Raw genomic sequence first — 16,398 nt, 5'->3', positions numbered from 1 at the left:
CCATGCCGGGACCGAGGGCGACAGGCTCCCGGCCCGCCTTGTAAGTTGGGCGAGCCGATTCAGACCTCCGGGCCATCCGGGGCACCCCACGAAGCGCCGCTTCGTGGGGACCCCTTCGGCCCTTCGGTCATCGACACGCCTCAGCCGGCCGGGGCGCGCTGCCGCTCCGCCTGCCCGATCACCGCGGCCAGCCGCGCGGCCAGCAGCTCCGGCCCGGCCGGCTTGCGCAGCAGGGCGAAGGGGCCGGCGCGGTCGGCATCCGGCACCTGCTCGGGCGCCGCCTCCTCGGCATGCCCGGTCAGCAGCACCGCCGGCAGCCGGGGCAGGATCCGCCGCAACTCCCGCAGCATGGCCAGGCCGTCCAGCCCACCCGGCATGGCCAGGTCGGTCAGCACCGCCTCCGGCCGCAGCCCCGCCTGCAGCATCGCCACGGCGGCGGCCCCGTCCGGCGCCGCTTCCACGCGGAACCCGTGCTCCGCCAGCCCGGCCGCCAGCACCTCGCGCACCTGCGGCTCGTCCTCGACCAGCAGCACCAGCGCGCCCGCCCCGCCGGCCCGGGCCGCGGCATCCGGCGTGCCGCCGCCGTCGGCCTGCCCCGCCGGCGCTTCCGGCAGCCAGAGCGCGACGGTCGTCCCCTGCCCCGGCGCGCTCTCGATCGCCAGCGCGCCGCCCGACTGCTCGGCGAAGCTGCGCGCCATGGCGAGGCCGAGGCCGGTGCCCTGGCCGCGGGGCTTGGTGGTGAAGAAGGGCTCGGTCACCCGCGCCAGCACCTCGGGCGGCATCCCCTCGCCCTCGTCCTGGACCGAGAGGCGCTGCCAGCGCCCGGGCGGCAGGCCGGGCGGGCGGAGCGTGGCGGGCGGCATGGCCTCGGCCCGCAGGCGGAGCGTCCCGCCGCGCGGCATGGCGTCGCGCGCATTGTTCGCCAGGTTCACCAGCACGGCCTCGAGCTGCGCCCGGTCGGCGAGCAGCGGCGGCAGGCCGAGCGACACCTCCACCCGCAGGGTCAGGTCCGGGCCCAGCGTGTGCCGCAGCATCTCCGCCAGGCTCTCCAGCAGCGGCGCGGCGGCGACCGGCTCCGCCCGCAGCTCCCCGCGCCGGGCGAAGGAGAGCAGGCGGCCGGTCACCGCCGCGCCGCGCTGGGTCGCGTCCAGCGCCATCGTCAGGTAGCGCCGCGCCGCCCCGGCCTCCGGCGGCAGCCGCCGCTCGGCGAGCTTCAGGCCGCCCTGCACCGCCTGCAGCACGTTGTTGAAGTCGTGCGCGATGCCGCCGGCTAGGCGCCCGAGCGCCTCCATGCGCGCCGCCTCGGCCAGCCGCGCCTCGCTCTCGACCAGGGCCCGGCCGCGCTCCTCGGCGAGCCGGCCGAGCTGCTCGGCCTCCCGCGCCAGGATCTCGGTGGCCTGGCGCTGGGCGGTGACGTCGACCACCGTGCCGAGCATGCGCACCGCCCGCCCCGCCTCGAAGAGCACTTGGCCATGGGCGATGAGGTGCCGCTCCTGCGCATTGGCCAGCGCCACGACCCGGTATTCCGCCCGGAAGGCGCCGTCGCCGGCGGGGTCGAGCGCGGCGGCGATGATGGCTTCCAGCCGCGGCACGTCCTCCGGGTCGAGCCCGGCATAGAAGGTCTCGATCGTGAGGGGGATGTCCGGCGCGACCCCCCAGAAGGCGCGCGTCCGCGCATCCCAGTCGAGCCCGCCGCTGCGGATGTCCCAGTCGAAGGTGCCGACCTGGCCGGCCTGCAGCGCCATGCGCAGCCGCGCCTCGCTCTCGGCCAGGCGGGCGGCGGCGGCGCGGCGCTCGGTCACGTCGCGGAAGAAGACGATGATGCCCTCGGGCGAGCGGGGGTGGCTCTCGGCCTCGAAATGCCGGCCGAGCGGTGCGTAGAAGGCATCCGCGGTGGCGCTCACCCGCGCCGTCATGCTGCGGTGATAGGCCTGCCGGAAGGGACCGCCCACCGCCTCGGGGAAGACGTCCCACAGCACCTCGCCGGCGAGGTCGCGCCCGCCGGTCAGCAGCGCCGCGCCACGCCGGCTGAGGAAGACGACGCGCCAGTCGCGGTCGAGGATGAGGACGCCGTCCGCCGTCGCCTCCAGCGCCTGGGCGAACTCCGCCTCCCGCGCCCGCAGCGCCGACTCGGCGGCGGCGAAGCCCTGGCGCAGGTCCTCGAGCTCCGCCACCCGGGCGGGCGGCAGGCGCGCGGCGCCGCCGGTCTCGCCGATCCCTTGCGCCACCGCCCGGGCATGGATGCGCAGCGCCTCGACCGGCCGCAGGATGGGCCGGGCGGCGAGCAGGGCGAGGGCGCTGCCGAGCAGCAGGGCGAGCAGGCCGCCGAGGGCGAGGCCGTCGAGCAGGGCGCGCCAGCCGGCGGCGAATTCGGCGGCCGGCTGGGCCACCGCCATGGTCCAGCCGGGGGCCGAGGGGACGGCATGGAAGGCGAAGAGGCGCTCGGTGCCGTCGAGGGCGGTGGCGCGATAGGTCCCGGCCATCCGCCCGGCGAACCGCGCCGTGTTCTCCGGCGGCAGGTGCTGGCCCACCAACCGGTCGTGCAGCGCGTCCGAGCGGGCGACGACGACGTCGGCCGCGTCCGTCATGGCGGCGAAGCTGCCGGGGGGCAGGCCCTGGCGCAGCAGCAGGGCGCGGATCTGGTCGGCCTCGAAGGAGGCGCCGGCGACCATGGCGACGGCGCCGTCGGCGCCGCGGACCGGGACGCCGATGCTGACGCTCGGCGCCCCGGAGACCGAACCGGTGACGAGGTCGCCGACCGCGGGGCGGCCGGTGGCGAAGACGCGCTCGACCAGCGCCGTGGAGTTCAGCGGCGGCAGCGGCGCACCGGGCGGCTGGCGGGTCGTCAGCAGCCGGCTGCCGTCGGGACGGCCGAGGAAGATGTTGGCGCCGAGGCTGGCGGCGATCCGCCGCGCCTGGGCGTCGAGCACGGCCAGGTCGGGCCCGCCGCCCGCCGCCGTGAAGGCCGGGGAGGTGGCATAGGCGGTCAGCGCCGCGACGACACCCGCGACCTCCCGGTCCAGCGCCAAAGCGAGGCCCTGGGCGGTGTCGCGCAGCCGGTTCTCGGCCGCCTGACGCTGGCCGCTGGCGGCCTGCCAGATGGCCGCGCCGGCGAGGAGCAGGGTGGGCAGCAGCAGGGCGGCGGCAAGGCCGAGCAGCAGGGTGCGCAGCCGCCAGGCGAAGGCTGGCGGCGGGACGGAAGGGTCGGATGCCGGTGTCGGGGAGAGGAGGTCATGGGGTGGCGTCACAGCGCAGCGGAGCCCTCCGAACCGCCGCCGGGCAGGCAGGATCGTGGCTGCCCGCGGGACCGCGGGCCGGTTGCGCATCCTACCACGCCGTGGGGGGAGGGAAGGGTGTCGCCCGCCCCCCCATCACGACGACTGCCCATGCCTGCGCCGGCCATCGCCCCGGCGGCTCGCCGCACTACAGCAGGCCGAGGGCGCGCAATTCCTGCCGCAGCCGGGCGGGCAGGGCCTCCACCCCCTCGGTCGCCGCTGCCGCCGAGACATCCGGCGGGGCGGCCTCCGGCTCCAGGTAGCGCCAGCCCTGGAAGGGTTTCACCGGCCGCGCCGCCACTGGCACCAGCTCGGGGTCGAGCACGAGTCCCGTGCAGGGGCTGCCGTCGTCCCAGGCCTCCTCGCGGATGTCGAGGATGCGCTGGCGCACCTGCAGGAAGCCGGCGACCACCCAGTAGATGCTGCCGCCGGCGAGGATCTCCGCCGCCCGCTTCGGCATCGTGCGGGTCTGGTGGCGGAGCGGCGGCTCGGCGACCGCGCGGCGCGCCTGGATGTCGCGGAGCTGGCCGACATCCTTCGGCCCGACCGACAGTTTGATGAGGTGAAGCACCCCGGGGATGTACCCCGCGGGGCGCCGCTCGCAAGATGCCGCGTGCAGCCTCCGGGGCGGAGGACCCCTGCGCCTCGGCATCGCCGTCTCCATTCTGCCCGGCGCGGCGCTGCGGCAGACTGTCCTGGCGGTGCACGACCTGGCCGTGGCGCTGGAGGAAACGGGCGCGCTGGCCGAGGCGGAGGCGGAGGCGCGGACGAAGGCGCATCCGCTCGGCACCCTGCACCTCTTCGCCGGTCTCGATCGGATCCGGGCGCCGGAGGCGGCGTACCGGCCGCAGGGGGCGAGCCGAAATGCGAGGGGACGCCCGGGCAGACGCCGGCTGCGAGCCAGAAAGAGAGGATGCGGCCACCGGCGGGCGGAAATCCGCTGCCGCGATGGAATGCCTCTCGTCCAGGATCGGGGCTGGCTGCGGGCGGTACCCGGACGAGGCAGGCAGCCGTCAACCGTTGTCGCTGCGCTGGGCTCCGGTTTGCTGCGTTGCGAAGATGTAGCCGAAGAGGCCAGTCAACAACGGCAGGAGGAGGTTGAGCAAGACGAGTTGAGCAGCCTGCAGCCAGAAGGTGTGGAAGCTTGCCCAATGATTGTTCACCTCGGTGGCAAAGCCGACAGCCTGACGGATGCGTTCCGGATCGAGATCAATCTGCCGCTTCAGGCTTTCGAGGGCGACAAGGCAGGCCTGCACAGACGTCCCGGCAGCCGGGTCGCGGACCAGGGCCTGAACCGAAGGCAGGCAGGTTTCGAGTGCCGTCCGCTCGGGAACGGAAAGCGCCGGCGCGCTCCGAATGGCATTCTGAAGCGAGGCATTCGCCGCCGTCACCTCAACGTCGTTGAAGCCGCCCTGGCCGGCCGCGGCAACCGCCAACTGGTGCTGGAACGTCTCGAGCCTTTGTCGGTCCTGCGAGGGGAGCGAGGTGAGAAACGTCCGGTTCACCCCCTCATAGGCGAGTTTCAACTGGCTGATCTTTGCAAGATCGGCAATGAGAAGGTAGCCAAACAACAGCAGAATGGACGACCCGAGGAGGAACAGCACGACATAGGCAAGATTGACGCCCGCTTTGGACTTCGGATCGAGTTCCGAGACGGCTCCGGGAATGCGGTATTCTTCGGATGGCACGCTGCGCGCTTCTTTCGGGGGATCGACCGTGCCCGGCCCCCCGACATCGCCGCTAGTGTCGGTCAACGGAGCACTGTCCGGCCACCAGCCCTGGACGATCCAAGTTTGCCGACCCGTTCCGGTACGTCATGCACTGATTCCGGAACGATCCTCGACGACTCTCGCTTCCGAATCGTAACGGTGCGGAGGAACGACACGGGCCTTGGTGGGCGGCTCAACGCTGCCAGGACAGCGGTCGTCGACATCCACTCCATTGCCTCGATAAGGCGAATTGGTTGTGGACGGCGATCTGCCCCCTCCGACCTCGTATACCTTAATGCCCTGTGCGTAATATCCAGGATCAATACGTCGCGCGCCTGGCATAATCCGGACTCCAGAATGCAGGCTCAAACACCATTCTTACTTAATGGTTGTTCGGTCCAGCCTGGAGCAACAGAAATCAGCCATTCACGGCGTGTGCTTTCTTGTTTGGCTGAACACGGTCGAGTGAGGAGAGCGCGAGGCGTGCCACATCGCGCCCATCTCGGTTGGCCGACAAAATGAACCGGTCCTCCGCTCGCTCCTGCACCGCCCAGTTGAAAAGTGTGAGGGCGTCCCTGGCGATGTCGGTCACCTTGATATCATGGCCGAGCTTCGCCTTGAGGTCCGCGATCACCGAGTCCGGGATCTGTACCCTGAGCTCCATGGCAATCTCTCCTGAGTTTGGCCAAGCGCATCCCGAATGGCGGCCTGGTTTAGTCCAGTTTCTCTCCAGATTCAAGCCAAGCCGATGGGCGAGCGGGAGTTTGAAGCGCTTGAAGTCAAGGACAGGTGCGGCAGCACACCATCAACTGTCCGTACCTGCCGCAGGGGTGAGGAATTCCGTCCTTATCCAGCACCTCAGCTACGGTTGCCGCAGATGCGACCCGCTGCCGAGCCTTCCGGAGATGGTCGCGCTGCCGCCGCGCCGCGGCAGCAGGCAGCAAAGGCGTGAGGGGCGGGACTGGAGCCGATTGCAGTTCGAAAGCCTCGGTGTGCGTCTTCACGCCCGAAACCTGGCCCCGGCCGATGGCCTGTCCAGCCCTCACCCCCCGGTGCAGGCCGCCCGCCGCAGCCCGCGCGGCGCCGCCGCCTCCGGCGCCTGCACCAGGCTGAGCAGGCAGCCGGCATAGGACAGGGTGAAGCGGAGCTCCTTCGCGCCGCCATGGCCGCGCAGCGGCGGCTCGGGCCAGAGGGCGAGGGTGGGCGCGCTGCGCTCGGCCGCCTTGGCCTCGAGCATCGCCGCGCGGCGCTCCGGATCGGGGTCGAAGTCGTCGCCGTCGAAGACCACCACGGCGAGGCGCGGGCCGCCCGCCGGGAGCCCGGCCAGCAGGCGGCGGAAATCGTCCATGGCGGCGCCGAGGTTGTTGCCGCGGGTCCATTCGCCATGCGCCGCCGGGGCGGTGGCGATCACCGCCTCCACCAGGTCGGGCCGCTCGCTTGCCGCCATGATCGCCTGCCAGCCGCCGCGCGACTGGCCGCCGAGGAGGATGCGCCGGTAGCCCGCCTGGCGCAGCAGGGCGAGGCCGCCGGTGAGCATCGGCAGGCTGGCATAGACCCCGTCATCGCCCGGATGCCGGTCGAAGCGCAGCACGTCCCAGCCATTGTCGTTGAGCAGCGAGACGAAGGGAGGCGTCGCGGTATTGCGGAGGTCGCGGTCCGGCCCGCCATAGCCATGGCCCCAGACCAGCACGCCGCGCGCCGCCTCCGGCCCGCGATGGAGCAGCAGCGGCGCCCAGCGGAAGGGGCCGATGCCGCCCTCGACCGGCGCAATGCCGGGCCCGCCGGGCCGGACGGCATTGCGGGCGAAGACCCGGCACTCCGCCTGCAGCGGGCCGAGCGAGCGCTGGCAGTTGGAGAGCGCCGCGGCCTCCGCGGCCTCGGGCGAGGCGGCGCCGCCGGCATAGCCCCAGGCGGAGCGGCCGCTGGCGTCGCGCGCGAGGGCGAAGGCGGCATTCGGCACGCTGCCGCGATAGGCGAGGCGGAAGGCGGCTGCCGCCAGGGCGGAGGGATTGGGCGGGCCGAAGGCCTCGAGGGAGAAGACCTCGCGATAGGCAGCCTCGTCCGGCGGCACCTGGGCCGGTGCGGCCAGGGGCAGGAGCAGCAGCAGGAGGGCGAGGAGGCGGCGCATCGCGGACCCGGCAGGAAGGCGCGGAGCATGGGCGCCGGCGGCAGCGGCGGCAATGCTGCCGGTGCCTCGACCTCGGGCGGCGGCCGGTGCAGCGCCGCCCTTCCCTCTGCCGGGGCCACGGCTTATTCCCTTGGCCCGAGCAAACCATGACGGCCATGAAAGACGCGACGACCGCTTCCCGACCGGACCAGCGCGCCCAGGAGATCCGGCACGACTTCAAGGGCGCCGAGCCGCGCTGGCAGGCGGAATGGGAAAGGCGGGCCTGCTTCGCGGTCCCCGATATCCCGCCGGCCGGCGCGAAGAAATACTATGTTCTTGAGATGTTCCCGTATCCCAGCGGGAAGATCCATATGGGCCATGTGCGCAACTACACGCTGGGCGACGTGGTCGCCCGCTACAAGCGGGCGCGCGGACACATGGTGATGCACCCGATGGGCTGGGACGCCTTCGGCCTTCCGGCCGAGAATGCGGCGCGGGAGCGCGGCGTCCATCCGGGGACCTGGACCTACCAGAACATCGCCAACATGCGCGCCGAGCTGAAGCGCATGGGCCTCTCGATCGAGTGGGAGCGGGAATTCGCCACCTGCGACGCCGAGTATTACGGCCGGCAGCAGAAGCTCTTCCTCGACTTCTACAAGGCCGGGCTGGTCGAGCGGAAGGAAAGCTGGGTCAACTGGGACCCGGTGGATGGCACCGTGCTGGCGAACGAGCAGGTGATCGACGGGCGCGGCTGGCGATCGGGCGCGCTGGTCGAGAAGAAGAAGCTCAGCCAGTGGTTCTTCAGCATCACCAAATACGCCCCGGACCTGCTGGAGGCGCTGGACGGCCTCGACCGCTGGCCGGAGCGGGTGAAGCTGATGCAGGCCAATTGGATCGGCCGCAGCGAGGGCGCGCGGGTGCGCTTCAGGCTGGCCGAGCCGGCGGGCGAGACCGCCCAGGATGACCGGAAGGCCGAAGGGCCTGGAGGTCTGAATCCGCAGGCGCAGATCAGCGAAGTGGAGGTCTTCACCACGCGGCCGGACACGCTGTTCGGCATGAGCTTCCTCGCGGTTGCCGCCGAGCACCCGCTGGCCGCAGCCGCCGCGGCGCGGAACCCGGCCGCTGCCGAGTTCGTCGCGGAGTGCCGACGCATGGGCACCTCGGAAGCCGCGATCGAGCAGGCGGAGAAGCGCGGCTTCGACACCGGCTTCCGCGTCAGGCATCCCTTCATCGAGGGCGCGACCTTCCCGGTCTGGATCGCCAATTTCGTGCTGATGGAATACGGCACCGGTGCGATCTTCGGCTGCCCGGCCCATGACGAGCGCGACTTCGAATTCGCCACGAAATACGGGCTGGCGATCAGGCCCGTGGTGCTGCCGCCGGGCGCCGACCCCGCCAGCGTCGCGCTGGAGGGCCTGCCCTATACGGAGGACGGCACGATCTTCAACTCCGCCTTTCTGGATGGGCTGGACGTGCCCGCGGCGAAGCGGAAAGCGATCGAGGCGCTGGAGCGATCGGGGCAGGGGACCGGCGTGGTCAACTGGCGCCTGCGGGACTGGGGCGTCTCCCGCCAGCGCTACTGGGGCTGCCCGATCCCCTTCATCCATTGCGAGGCCTGCGGCGTCGTGCCGGTGCCGGACGAGCAGTTGCCGGTGAAGCTGCCCGACGACGTGGACTTCTCGAAGCCCGGCAACCCGCTCGACAACCACCCGAGCTGGAAGCACGTGGCCTGCCCGTCCTGCGGCAAGCCGGCGCGGCGCGAGACGGATACCTGCGACACCTTCGTCGACAGTTCCTGGTATTTCGCGCGATTCTGCTCGCCGCGGGCGGAGGAGCCGGTGACGAAGGCCGCCGTGGATGCCTGGCTGCCGGTCGACCAGTATATCGGCGGCATCGAGCATGCGATCCTGCACCTGCTCTACTCCCGCTTCTTCACCCGCGGCATGCGCGACACCGGGCACCTGCAGCTCGCCGAGCCCTTCGCGGGGCTCTTCACCCAGGGCATGGTGCAGCACGAGAGCTACAAGGGCGCCGATGGCCGCTGGCTCTACCCGGAGGAGGTGGAGTTCAGCCTGGCCCCGGACGGGACGCGCAGCGGCACGGTGAAGGGCTCGAATGAGGCCGTGACCATCGGCCGCGTCGAGGCCATGTCAAAGTCGAAGCGCAACACGGTGGACCCGGGCGCCATCATCGACCGCTACGGCGCGGATACGGCCCGCTGGTTCATTCTCTCCGACAACCCGCCGGAGCGGGACATGGAGTGGACGGAGTCCGGCGTCGCCGGCGCCTACCGCTTCACCCAGCGGCTCTACCGGCTGGTCGCCACGGCGCTGCCGGGCCTGCCGCCGGCGGGCACCGCGGCCGAAGGGGCGACGGGCGCGGCGAAGGCGCTGCGCCAGGCGACGCACCGGACCATCGCCGCGGTGACCGAGGCACTCGAGAGCTTCGCCTTCAACGTCGCGGTCGCGCGCATCCATGAATTCGCCAATGCCATCGCCGAGGCGAAGGACGGCGGGACGGGGATGGGGGCTGCGAAGCGCGAGGCGCTGGAGGCGATCGCGCGGCTCTCCGCGCCGATGATGCCGCACCTGGCGGAGGAGCTGTGGGCGCTGCTGAACCCGGGCAGGGACAGCCTGGTCGCGCAGCTTCCCTGGCTGGAGGCCGACCCCGCCCTGCTGAAGGCCGAGACGGTGACGCTCGCGGTGCAGGTGCTGGGCAAGCTGCGCGGAACGATCGAGGTGTCCGTGGACGCGGATGAGGCTACGATCTTCGCGCTCGCGGAGGCGGAGGAGAATGTGCAGCGGACCATTGCCGGGAAGCCCATCCGGAAACGCATCCATGTGCCGGGCCGTGTCGTCAACTTCGTCGTCTGACGGCCGGGCCGGCCGTCCGGCGACGCGCCGGGCGCTGCTCGGCGCGGTGGGGCTGTTGGGCCTGTCCGGCTGCGGCTTCCGGCCGCTCTATGGGCCGGTGACGGCGGCCGATGGCAGCGAGGCCGACCTGACGACGGAACTCGCCGCCGTGCGCATCGGGCCGATCTACGAGCGGACGGGGCAGTTGCTGCGGCGGAACCTGCAGCGGCGGATGGAGGACAGCGCGCCCGGCACGCCGGCGCGCTACCAGCTCAATGTCTCCTACGTCCCGGGCCTGGAGGTGCTGGGCTATCGCCGGGACGGCACCATCACCCGCATCCGCTACACCTTCACCGGCAATTGGGACCTCGCCACGCTGTCGGTGCCGCCGCAGCCGGTGGCGCGCTCCATCATCCCCTACCGGGCGCTCGACAGCTTCAACATCCCCGACCTGCAGTTCTTCTCGGCCGACAGCGCGCGGGACGCGATGGAGGCGCGGGCGATGGAGATGATGTCGGAGGAGATCACCCGGCAGGTCGCCATGGCGCTCAGGAAGCGCAGGGAAGCCGGGACGGCGACGGGCTGAGGGCGTGGCGAAGCTCGATGCGCGGCGGGTCGGCGCCTTCCTCGCCGATCCCGGCGCCTGCCGCGTGGTGCTGCTGCATGGCGACGACCCCGGCCTGATCCGGGAGCGCTGCGAGGCGCTGATCCGGACGGTGACCGAGGGCGATGCGCTGCGGCTGGTCGAGCTGGGCAAGGATGCGCTGCGCAGCCCCAACACCCTGGCGAACGAGGCGGCGAGTTCGCCGCTGACCGGCGGGCGGGTGCTGGTGCGGCTGCGCGATGCCTCGGACGGCAAGCAGGTGACGGATGCCGCGCGGGCGGCGCTGGCCGGGCCGGGGCCGGGCCTCGTCGTGATCGAGGCGCCGGAGCTCAGGACCAGCGCGGCGCTGTTCAAGGCGGTGGAGGGCTCGGCCGCCGGTGCCGTGATCGCTTGCTATCGGGAGAGGGGGGCGGAGCTGGCCTCCTCCATCGGGCAGATCCTGCGGGAGCTGGGCGTGACGGCCGAGCCGGCCGCGACGGAGTGGCTGGCGCAGCGGCTGGGCGAGGACCGCATGCTGCTGCGGCGGGAGCTGGAGAAGCTCGCCCTCTTCGTGGGGCAGGGCGGCAAGGTGACGCCCGAGGATGCGGTGGCCTGCGTGGCGGAGGGCTCGGCGCTCGACCTCGAGGAGGCGCTGATGGCCGCCATGGCGGGCGACGTCGCCGCGGCGGACAGTGCGCTGGACACGGCCTTCGCCGAAGGCGCCAACGCGGTGCAGGTGGTGCGCGCGGCACTGCGGCACGTGCAGCGGCTGCATCTGGCGGCGCTGGCCGTGGCGGCGGGGGCGGCGCCGATGGGGGCGCTGGATGCGCTGCGGCCGCCGGTCTTCTTCAGGCACAAGCCGGTGATGGAGCGGGCGCTGCGGGTGTGGCGGCCCGACACGCTGGAGGCGGCCGGCGCCGCGCTGCTGGAGGCGGAGCGGCGGACGAAGACGACCGGATTGCCTTCCGTGGTGGTCGCCCGGAGCGCGGTAACGGGCTTGGCGCGCCAAGCCGCCGCCCGGCGCTGAACTCACAGAAATAGAAGGGGGCCCGGGGGAATACCTTCCCCCGGCTCTTCTTACTGGTTCAGCAGGCGGATGAGTCCGTCGAGCTGATCCAGGTCCCGGTAGGCGATCGTCACCTGCCCGCCGCGCTCGCCATGCCGGATGCTGACCTTGAGGCCGAGGCGGCTGGTGAGGTCGCGCTCCAGCGCCACTGTCTCCGGCGCGGGTGGGGTTTTGGCGGCAGGCTCGCGCGGCTTGGTGGCGACCAGCGCCTCGGTCTGGCGGACGTTGAGGCCGCGATCCACCACCTGCAGGGCGAGTGTCTCGGCCTCCGGCGAGGTCAACAGGGCGCGGGCATGGCCGGCAGTGAGCGCGCCGTCGCGCAGCAATTCCCGCACCCGCTCCGGCAGGGCCAGCAGGCGCAGGGTATTCGCCACGTGGCTGCGGCTCTTCCCCACGGCCTGGCCGAGCTGGTCCTGGGTCAAGCCGAACTCGTCGATCAGGCGGCGGAAGCCCTCGGCCTCCTCCAGTGCGTTCAGGTCCTGGCGCTGCAGGTTCTCGACCAGCGCGGCCGCCATGGCAGCGCGGTCGTCGAGGTTCCGCAGGACGATCGGGACCTCGTGCAACTGGGCGAGCTGGGCGGCGCGCCAGCGGCGCTCGCCGCCGATGATCTCGTAGCGGCCGGGCGCGCCCGGCTTCTCGCGGACCAGGATGGGCTGCAGGACGCCGTGCTCGCGGATGCTCTCGGCCAGTTCCTGCAGCGGGCCGGGCTCCATGGCGCCGCGGGGCTGGAAGGGGCCGGGCTCCAGCATCTCGATCGGCAGGGCACGGAGGCCGTCACCGGTCGAAGGCTGGGCGGGGGATCCGGTCGCCGGCGGGGCGTCTCCGAGCAGGGCGGAGAGGCCGCGGCCGAGGCGCAGCGGCTTCTTGGCGCCGCTCATCGGGCGCCCTGCCTGCGCAGCATCTCCTCGCCCAGCGCGACATAGGCGAGGGCGCCGGGGGAGCGGGCGTCGTAGACGGTGACCGGCAAGCCGTGCGAGGGCGCCTCGGTGATGCGGATGTTCCGGGGGATCACGGTCTCGAATACCTTGTCCTTGAAGAAGCCGCGGACATCCTGGGCGACCAGCTCGGAAAGGTTGTTCCGGCGGTCATACATGGTGAGGACAATGCCTTCGAGCGCCAGGCTGGGGTTCAGGGCGCGGCGGATGCGGTCGATAGTTTGGGTGATCTGGCTGACGCCCTCGAGGGCGAAGAACTCGGTCTGCAGCGGCACGATGACGCTGTCGGCCGCGACCAGGGCATTGACGGTCAGCAGGCCAAGCGAGGGTGGGCAATCCAGCAGGATGTAGTCGAAGCCGGCGGTCCGGGCCTTGTCGGTATGGAGGGCTTGGCGGAGGCGGCGTTCGCGGTCCTCCATGGCGACGAGTTCGACCTCGGCGCCGGCCAGGTCGGTATCGGCGGGGATGAGGGAGAGGTCGGGGACGCCGGTCGGCCGCATCACCTCGGCCAGGGGCTGGCCTTCGATCAGCAGGGCATAGGCGCCAGCGCCGCGTTCGGTGCGGTCCAGGCCCAGGCCGGTGGAGGCGTTGCCCTGCGGATCGAGATCGATGAGCAGGACCTTGTGGGCCGCCGCGAGGACAGTGGCCAGATTGATGGCGGTGGTCGTCTTGCCGACGCCGCCCTTCTGGTTGGCGAAGGCGATGACGCGGGGCTTGGCCCGGTCAGGCAGGTGCGCCGTCAGGACGGATCTCGCTGATTCTGAGGATGGTGGCGGTGGGGTCGGTCCGACTCGGGAACCGCTCCACGCGCATGATCCAGGCGCGGGCGGCGTCCGTCAATTCCTGCTCGGCCGTCCGGCCCTTCGGAAACAGCGCGACGCCGCCGGGAGTGAGAATGCGGTGCGCGTGGGCAAGGAGGTCGGGGAGGGGTGCGAGGGCGCGGGCGCTGACCACGGCGGCCGGGGGAAGCTTGGCGGCGTCGATGCGCGTGGGATGAACCTTGACCTGGGGCAGGCCGAGAATGCGGGCGGCCTCGATCAGGAAGGCCGACTTGCGGCGATCGGATTCGACGAGATGGGTTTCACGGCCGGAAACGAGCGCCAGCATAAGGCCGGGGAAGCCGGCACCGGAGCCGAGGTCGACGATCGGGTCTTCGCCCGGGGGAAGCAGGGGGCCGAGTTGAAGGGAATCCAGGATGTGGCGTTGCCAAAGTGCGGCTTCATCGCGCTCGGCCGTCAGATTGATGCGGCTGTTCCAGCGGGACAACAGGGCGACGAAATCGCCCAGACGCTCTCCTGTTTCACGTGAAACACCCAACACTTCCAGATCGGGATGTTTCACGTGGAACGCGCCTCCGAACGCCGGAGATGAACCGCGAGCGCTGCAAGGGCAGCAGGCGTGATCCCTGGAACCCGCCCAGCGCTGCCGAGAGTGGTCGGCCGCGCCTTCGCCAGCCGCTGTCGCATTTCGGCGGAAAGGCCGGCCACCGCGCCGAAGTCGATGCCGGCCGGGATCGGCAGTCGTTCCTCCCGCTCCAGCACCCGTAACTCCGCCGCCTGCCGCTCCAGGTAGGGCGCATAGAGGGCTTGCGTCTCAAGTTCACCCCGAACACGGGATGGGAGATCGCGCAGCCAAGGAAAGAGACGATCCGCCGCATCAGACGTCAACGCCGGGAGGGAGAGCGCTTCGAAGGCGCTACGCCAACGGCCATCCTGATTCAGCGGGACACCCGCCGCGGCATACCAAGCCGGCGAGCCGCCTTCCTGCCGGGCCCGCTGGATGGCCACGGTCAGCGTCGCAGCGAATTCCCGGTGCGCCTGGGCCCGCTCCGCCCCGACCACGCCCCAGCCAATGCCCTTCCCGGTCAGCCGCAGCCCAGCATTGTCGGCGCGCAACGCCAACCGGAACTCGGAACGCGCCGTCAGCATCCGGTAGGGCTCCGTGACGCCCTGCAGAACAAGGTCGTCCACCAGAACGCCGGCATAGGCTTCGCCGCGGGTGAGCACCGCGTCCGGCTCACCTCCGCCAGCGCGCTGGGCAGCGTTGATTCCGGCCATGATCCCCTGCGCGGCTGCCTCCTCGTAGCCCGTGGTGCCGTTGATCTGGCCGGCGAGGAAGAGGCCCGGAGCCGCCCGCACCTCCAGCGTGGGGCGAAGCGATCGCGGGTCGACATGGTCGTATTCGATGGCATAGCCCGGCCGCAGGATACGAGCCCACTCCAAGCCGGGAATGCTGGCGATCAACGCCTCCTGCACCGATGCCGGCAGGCTGGTGGAGATGCCGTTCGGATAGACCGTGTCGTCGTCCAGCCCCTCCGGTTCCAGGAAGATCTGGTGCCGGGCCTTGTCGGCGAAGCGGACCACCTTGTCCTCGATCGAGGGGCAATATCGCGGCCCCACCCCCTCGATCCGCCCTCCATAGACGGCGGTGCGATGCAGATTGGCGCGGATGAGATCATGCGTCGCCGGCGTGGTTGCGGTGATGGCGCAGGCGACCTGGCGGTTGGTGATCCGCTCGGTCATCCAGGAGAGCGGCTCGGGCGGGTCGTCGCCCGGGTCTGGCTCAAGAGCCGCCCAGTCGATGGTCCGGCCGTCCAAACGCGGCGGCGTACCGGTCTTCAACCGGGCCAGCGGCAGGCCAAGGCGGCGCAGCGTGTTGGAGAGGCCGATGGACGGCGCCTCGCCCACCCGTCCCGCCGGGATGCGCTCCTCGCCGATATGGATCATGCCGCGGAGGAAGGTGCCGGTCGTGATGACCACCGCCCCGGCGCCGATCCGCCGACCGGTCGCCCCGACCACGCCGACGACGCGCCCATCGCCGGAGAGGATCAGGTCCTCGGCCGCCTCGGCCTCGATGGCGAGCCCCTCGGTCGCACGCAGCAGCGCCTGCACGGCCTGCCGGTACAGCCTGCGGTCCGCCTGGGCACGCGGCCCGCGCACCGCCGGGCCCTTGCTGCGGTTCAGCAGCTTGAAATGGATCCCGGCGGCATCCGCGGCGCGGCCCATCAGGCCGTCCAGCGCATCCACCTCCCGCACCAGATGCCCCTTGCCGATCCCGCCGATGGCCGGGTTGCAGGACATCTCCCCGAGTGTCTCTACCCGATGCGTCAACAGCAGCGTGCGCGCGCCGCAACGCGCCGCGGCCGCCGCCGCCTCGCAGCCGGCATGGCCCCCGCCCACCACCACCACGTCGAAGGTTACGTCGTACATGGCGGGGATATAGCGAAGCCCCGCCGCGCGACGAAGCCTCAGCCGACCCGGAAACCCAACCCGTCCCGCCACAGAGCCTGCGCGAAGCGCGGATCGACGATCAGGTCCTCCGCCCCGACGCCACCGCGCTCGAGCACGCCACGGATGCCGGCCAGCCGGCCCTCGTCCAGCACCGCCACCACGCCGGAGGTAATGCAGAAGCCCCAGACCCGGCCGATGCGGCTGGCGACGATCGTGCCGGGTGGTGCCGTCTCGGCGATGGCGTGGTCCACCAGCCAGACCTCGCCGCCCAGCAGCGCATCCTCCAGGATCAGCCCTTCCTCCGGGTGCCGGTCGAGGACGCGGAAGATGGACAGCCACGAATGGGTCAGCGCGTTCAGCACCAGCGCGCCCTCGCCGGGCAGCCGTGCATGCTGCCGCGCCACCCGCTCGATGGCCCGCGACCGGCCCGGCGGCGCCGTATAGACCGCCAGGTCGAAGGCATAGGCCAGTTCCTCCTCCGAGGCCTGGCCCACCTCCGGGTCCAGGTTCAGGCCGAGGCGCTGCATCTGCTCCAGCACCTTGGCCTTCGGCACCGCATGCAGCGCGAGCTCCTGCAGCCGCGTCCGGGCCTCGGCGCAGCGGCCATAGAAGTCGCGGATCTCCTCGCCGGTCATCGCCAT

Annotated in this window: 13 protein-coding genes; 3 read left to right on the top strand and 10 right to left on the bottom strand. The window is 71.8% G+C overall.

Features of this window, described 5'->3' with window-relative positions; all coding sequences use genetic code 11:
* Positions 1-140 precede the first annotated feature (140 nt).
* The 5 genes from Q7A36_RS27775 to Q7A36_RS27755 all read right to left on the bottom strand — a co-directional run bounded on the left by Q7A36_RS27775 (position 141) and on the right by Q7A36_RS27755 (position 7,112).
* Positions 141-3,248, bottom strand: a complete 3,108-nt coding sequence (locus tag Q7A36_RS27775) for an ATP-binding protein (RefSeq protein WP_305107029.1) — start codon at positions 3,246-3,248, stop codon at positions 141-143.
* A gap of 175 nt (positions 3,249-3,423) precedes the next feature.
* Positions 3,424-3,846 (bottom strand): DUF1489 family protein, encoded by a 423-nt coding sequence (locus Q7A36_RS27770; protein WP_305107028.1) that lies wholly within the window; start codon positions 3,844-3,846, stop codon positions 3,424-3,426.
* Between the two features lie 442 nt (positions 3,847-4,288).
* On the bottom strand, positions 4,289-5,029 hold the full coding sequence (locus tag Q7A36_RS27765) for a hypothetical protein (RefSeq protein ID WP_305107027.1): 741 nt from the start codon (positions 5,027-5,029) through the stop codon (positions 4,289-4,291).
* Between the two features lie 373 nt (positions 5,030-5,402).
* Positions 5,403-5,648 (bottom strand): hypothetical protein, encoded by a 246-nt coding sequence (locus tag Q7A36_RS27760; RefSeq protein ID WP_305107026.1) that lies wholly within the window; start codon positions 5,646-5,648, stop codon positions 5,403-5,405.
* 378 nt (positions 5,649-6,026) lie between these two features.
* Positions 6,027-7,112, bottom strand: a complete 1,086-nt coding sequence (locus Q7A36_RS27755; RefSeq protein ID WP_305107025.1) for an alpha/beta hydrolase — start codon at positions 7,110-7,112, stop codon at positions 6,027-6,029.
* 155 nt (positions 7,113-7,267) lie between these two features.
* Between Q7A36_RS27755 and leuS the strand changes: the two genes are divergently transcribed.
* From leuS to holA, 3 genes are read left to right on the top strand one after another with little or no spacing between them, the layout of a single operon-like run.
* Positions 7,268-9,964 (top strand): leucine--tRNA ligase, encoded by a 2,697-nt coding sequence (gene leuS / locus Q7A36_RS27750; protein WP_305107045.1) that lies wholly within the window; start codon positions 7,268-7,270, stop codon positions 9,962-9,964.
* A complete protein-coding gene (gene lptE / locus Q7A36_RS27745; RefSeq protein WP_305107024.1) occupies positions 9,930-10,529 on the top strand; it encodes an LPS assembly lipoprotein LptE in 600 nt (199 codons plus the stop codon). The genes leuS and lptE overlap by 35 nt, the downstream gene beginning before the upstream one ends.
* Positions 10,530-10,533: 4 nt before the next feature.
* Positions 10,534-11,553 carry a DNA polymerase III subunit delta gene (holA, locus tag Q7A36_RS27740; RefSeq protein ID WP_305107023.1) on the top strand — a complete coding sequence of 340 codons (1,020 nt, stop codon included), beginning with the start codon at positions 10,534-10,536 and terminating at the stop codon, positions 11,551-11,553.
* Positions 11,554-11,603: 50 nt separating this feature from the next.
* Here holA and Q7A36_RS27735 read toward each other — a convergent pair whose 3' ends face one another.
* From Q7A36_RS27735 to Q7A36_RS27715, 5 genes are read right to left on the bottom strand one after another with little or no spacing between them, the layout of a single operon-like run.
* On the bottom strand, positions 11,604-12,470 hold the full coding sequence (locus Q7A36_RS27735; protein ID WP_305107022.1) for a ParB/RepB/Spo0J family partition protein: 867 nt from the start codon (positions 12,468-12,470) through the stop codon (positions 11,604-11,606).
* Positions 12,467-13,258, bottom strand: coding sequence for a ParA family protein (locus tag Q7A36_RS27730; RefSeq protein ID WP_305107044.1), 792 nt, complete (start codon positions 13,256-13,258; stop codon positions 12,467-12,469). Before Q7A36_RS27730 ends, Q7A36_RS27735 begins: the two co-directional genes overlap by 4 nt.
* On the bottom strand, positions 13,251-13,868 hold the full coding sequence (gene rsmG / locus Q7A36_RS27725; protein WP_305107021.1) for a 16S rRNA (guanine(527)-N(7))-methyltransferase RsmG: 618 nt from the start codon (positions 13,866-13,868) through the stop codon (positions 13,251-13,253). Before rsmG ends, Q7A36_RS27730 begins: the two co-directional genes overlap by 8 nt.
* Positions 13,865-15,736 carry a tRNA uridine-5-carboxymethylaminomethyl(34) synthesis enzyme MnmG gene (mnmG, locus tag Q7A36_RS27720; protein WP_305107020.1) on the bottom strand — a complete coding sequence of 624 codons (1,872 nt, stop codon included), beginning with the start codon at positions 15,734-15,736 and terminating at the stop codon, positions 13,865-13,867. Before mnmG ends, rsmG begins: the two co-directional genes overlap by 4 nt.
* Before the next feature lie 38 nt (positions 15,737-15,774).
* Complete coding sequence (locus Q7A36_RS27715) at positions 15,775-16,398, bottom strand: hypothetical protein (protein WP_305107019.1); 624 nt, start codon at positions 16,396-16,398, stop codon at positions 15,775-15,777.

This window comes from Paracraurococcus lichenis (genome assembly GCF_030657435.1).
In the GTDB taxonomy this organism is placed as follows: Bacteria; Pseudomonadota; Alphaproteobacteria; order Acetobacterales; family Acetobacteraceae; genus Paracraurococcus; species Paracraurococcus lichenis.
This window is presented reverse-complemented; position numbering and strand designations above follow the sequence as displayed.